Below are 3697 nucleotides of genomic sequence, written 5' to 3'. Positions count from 1 at the left end.
CCCCGCCCGCACCTTGAGCTGCGGCTGGGGCTCCTCTCCCCGCGATTCCCGGCAGTTGCCTACGAAACCACCGCGGGATCGGCCGACTTGTGATCCGTCTCGGAGTTGCCTTCGTCACCCACGGCGATACCGCGCCGCTTGGACATGTAGACCGCGCCGATGATCACGATGATCGCGAGGACCGCGATCAGCACCCGCATGCCGACGCTCTTGTCGTCGCCGTAGGAGAAGTTGATGACCGCGGGCGCGATGAGCAGCGCCACCAGGTTCATCACCTTCAGCAGGGGATTGATCGCCGGACCGGCGGTGTCCTTGAAGGGGTCGCCGACGGTGTCGCCGATGACGGTCGCCGCATGGGCCTCGCTGCCCTTGCCGCCGTGATGCCCGTCCTCGACGAGCTTCTTGGCGTTGTCCCAGGCGCCACCGGAGTTGGCGAGGAACACCGCCATCAGCGTGCCCGCGCCGATCGCGCCCGCGAGGAACGCGCCGAGCGCGCCGACACCGAGGGTGAACCCGATGAAGACGGGCGCCATCACGGCGAGCAGACCGGGCGTGGCGAGCTCCCGCAGGGCGTCCTTGGTGCAGATGTCGACGACCTTGCCGTACTCCGGCTTCTCGCTGTAGTCCATGATCCCGGGCTTCTCGCGGAACTGCCGCCGCACCTCGAAGACCACCGAACCGGCCGACCGCGAGACCGCGTTGATCGCCAGCCCCGAGAAGAGGAAGACGACCGCCGCGCCCCCGATGAGACCGACGAGGTTGTTGGGCTGCGAGATGTCCATCATCAGGGTCATGGGCGCGCCCTCACCGCTGAGCTTCTCCCCCACGTCCCGCGCGCCGGTGGTGATGGCGTCCCGGTACGAGCCGAAGAGCGCCGACGCCGCGAGCACGGCCGTGGCGATGGCGATGCCCTTGGTGATGGCCTTGGTGGTGTTGCCGACCGCGTCCAGGTTGGTGAGCACCTGGGCGCCCGCGCCCTCGACGTCGCCGGACATCTCGGCGATGCCCTGGGCGTTGTCGGAGACCGGACCGAAGGTGTCCATGGCGACGATCACACCGACCGTGGTGAGCAGGCCGGTGCCGGCCAGTGCCACCGCGAACAGCGCCAGCATGATCGACGTACCGCCGAGCAGGAACGCCCCGTACACGCCGAGGCCGATCAACAGGGCGGTGTAGACGGCCGATTCCAGACCGACGGAGATGCCGCCGAGGACGACGGTGGCGGGTCCGGTGAGCGAGGTCTTGCCGATGTCCCTGACCGGGCGCCGGCTGGTCTCGGTGAAGTAGCCGGTGAGCTGCTGGATCAGCGCGGCGAGCACGATGCCGATGGCCACCGCGACCAGTGCGAGGATGCGCGGGTCGCCGTCCTTGGCCTGGATCGCCGTGTCGGTGGCGCCGTCGAGGTCGGCGTACGAGGACGGCAGATAGCTGAACACCGCGATGGCGACCAGGACCAGGGAGATCACCGCGGAGATGAAGAAGCCGCGGTTGATCGCGGTCATGCCGCTACGGTCGGCGCGCCGCGGGGCCACCGCGAAGATGCCGATCATCGCGGTGAGCACGCCGATCGCCGGGACGAGCAGCGGGAGGGCCAGTCCTGCGTCACCGAACGCCGCCGAGCCGAGGATCAGCGCGGCCACCAGCGTCACGGCGTACGACTCGAACAGGTCGGCCGCCATGCCCGCGCAGTCGCCGACGTTGTCGCCCACGTTGTCGGCGATGGTCGCGGCATTGCGCGGGTCGTCCTCCGGAATGCCCTGCTCGACCTTGCCGACCAGGTCGGCGCCGACGTCGGCGGCCTTGGTGAAGATGCCGCCGCCGACACGCATGAACATCGCGATCAGCGCGGCCCCGAGACCGAATCCCTCCAGCACCTTCGGCGCGTCCGCTGCGTACACCAGCACCACGCAGGAGGCGCCCAGCAGGCCGAGACCGACGGTGAACATGCCGACGACACCGCCGGTACGGAAAGCGATCTTCATCGCTCTGTGGGATACGTCGGTGAGATCCTTTTCCGGCTCGCCCGGTGCCGGGGTCGCCTCACGAGCCGCCGCGGCGACACGCACATTGCTCCGTACGGCGAGCCACATGCCGATATAGCCGGTGGCCGCCGAGAACGCCGCTCCGATCAAGAAGAACACCGACCGCCCGGCACGCTGATTCCAGTCGTCCGCGGGCAGCAGCATGAGCAGGAAGAAAACGATCACGGCGAATACGCCGAGCGTCCGCAGCTGGCGGGCCAGATAGGCATTGGCGCCCTCCTGGACCGCCGCGGCGATCTTCTTCATGCTGTCGGTGCCCTCGCCGGCCGCGAGTACCTGGCGCACCAGGACGCCCGCGACCACCAGTGCCGCCAGTGCCACGACGCCGATGACCACCACGAGAACGCGGTTGTCGTCGGTCAGCACGGCGGCTGCGAGGGATGTGGTGTGGCCCGACTGAGGTGAGATGGAAAGCCCCGCCATTCGTCCTCCTTGACGCTTGGGCTGAGCTCAAGATGTGGACGGGATTGTAGGTACCGGAACCTGATCAAAACAGAGCGCAGGAAATGTAAATGGCCCGCCTGGTAATGCCCCGAAGGCATTTACTTGACCTCATCACTATCGATTGATTGATCGTGAATGAATTCACGCGATCAATCGCACAGAGACCACTGTAAGCGCGGGAGATGACACCCGCACATGCCGAAGGGCCCCACGAGTGGGGCCCTTCGTGAAGAGTTGGCTGTTCGGGTGAACCGGGCGGGGTGACGGCCGGCCGGGGAATGCCCGGTCAGTCGATCTCCGTGGGCGGCGGCGTGGTGGGCCACCGCATGCGGATCGAACCGCCGTGCTCCCCGGCGCTCACCTCCACGTCGTCGACGAGGCCGCTGATGACCGCGAGGCCCATCTGGTCCTCCTCGACCTCCGCGTCACCGCCGGAGCCGCTCGCGGAGCCCGACCCTCCGGGGACCGCGTGGGGCGCCTCGTCGCCGACCTCGATGGAGAACTGCTTCTCCTCCTCGATCAGCAGCACCTTCACGGGTGCCGAGATTCCGCCGGCCTGGTGCAGTCCGACGGCCCGTGAGCACGCCTCTCCGACGGCGAGCCTGACCTCGTCGAGGACGGCCTCGTCCACTCCGGCCCTGCGCGCCACTGCCGCCGCCACCAGCCGGGCGGTCCTGACATGCTCGGGCAGCGCGCTGAAGCGGAGTTCAACGGTGGCCATGCATCCCCCTCGCAACTTCGGGCGTGCTGCGGGGAGACCGGGCCGCCTTCATGCCCGGTCCCCGCCTGCTTGGCTTCTCCCGCCCGGGCGCGCCGGCCCGGGCGCGATGGTCAGTCGGTGGCCGCAACCGCTTCCTCGACCGAGGAGTGGATCGGGAACACCTTGGTGAGGCCGGTAATGCGGAAGATCTTGAGAATGCGCTCCTGGTTGCACACCAGACGCAGGGAGCCCTCGTGGGCACGCACCCGCTTCAGGCCGCCGACCAGCACGCCGAGACCGGTGGAGTCGAGGAAGTCCACGCCTTCCATGTCGACGACAAGGTGGAAATTGCCGTCGTTCACCAGCTCGACCAGCTGCTCGCGCAGCTTGGGCGCGGTATATACGTCGATTTCGCCACCGACCCTGACGATCGTGCGATCGCCGATGGTCTCGGTCGACAGGGACAGGTCCACGGATCCTCCAGCACCTTGCTATCGAGCGGTCGCCCTCG

General features: G+C 68.1%; 3 protein-coding genes. All 3 read right to left on the bottom strand.

Features of this window, described 5'->3' with window-relative positions:
- Positions 1–59 precede the first annotated feature (59 nt).
- Positions 60–2465: a sodium-translocating pyrophosphatase gene (locus tag ABD207_RS10650; protein ID WP_344011934.1), complete on the bottom strand. Its 2406-nt coding sequence runs from the start codon at positions 2463–2465 to the stop codon at positions 60–62.
- Positions 2466–2772: 307 nt separating this feature from the next.
- Positions 2773–3207: an ATP-binding protein gene (locus ABD207_RS10645; RefSeq protein WP_344011932.1), complete on the bottom strand. Its 435-nt coding sequence runs from the start codon at positions 3205–3207 to the stop codon at positions 2773–2775.
- Positions 3208–3317: 110 nt separating this feature from the next.
- Positions 3318–3659 (bottom strand): anti-sigma factor antagonist BldG, encoded by a 342-nt coding sequence (bldG, locus tag ABD207_RS10640; RefSeq protein WP_344011931.1) that lies wholly within the window; start codon positions 3657–3659, stop codon positions 3318–3320.
- Between the last annotated feature and the right edge of the window lie 38 nt (positions 3660–3697).

Source organism: Streptomyces thermospinosisporus, assembly GCF_039526425.1.
GTDB lineage: Bacteria > Actinomycetota > Actinomycetes > Streptomycetales > Streptomycetaceae > Streptomyces > Streptomyces thermocarboxydovorans.
The sequence above is the reverse complement of the archived record's forward strand: the minus strand, read 5'-3'. Positions and strand labels throughout refer to the sequence as shown.

Excerpts from the sequence above, each read along its gene's own strand:
- ABD207_RS10645 (WP_344011932.1), bottom strand. The coding sequence starts at position 3,207 with ATGGCCACCGTTGAACTCCGCTTCAGCGCGCTGCCCGAGCATGTCAGG.
- ABD207_RS10650 (WP_344011934.1), bottom strand. The coding sequence starts at position 2,465 with ATGGCGGGGCTTTCCATCTCACCTCAGTCGGGCCACACCACATCCCTC.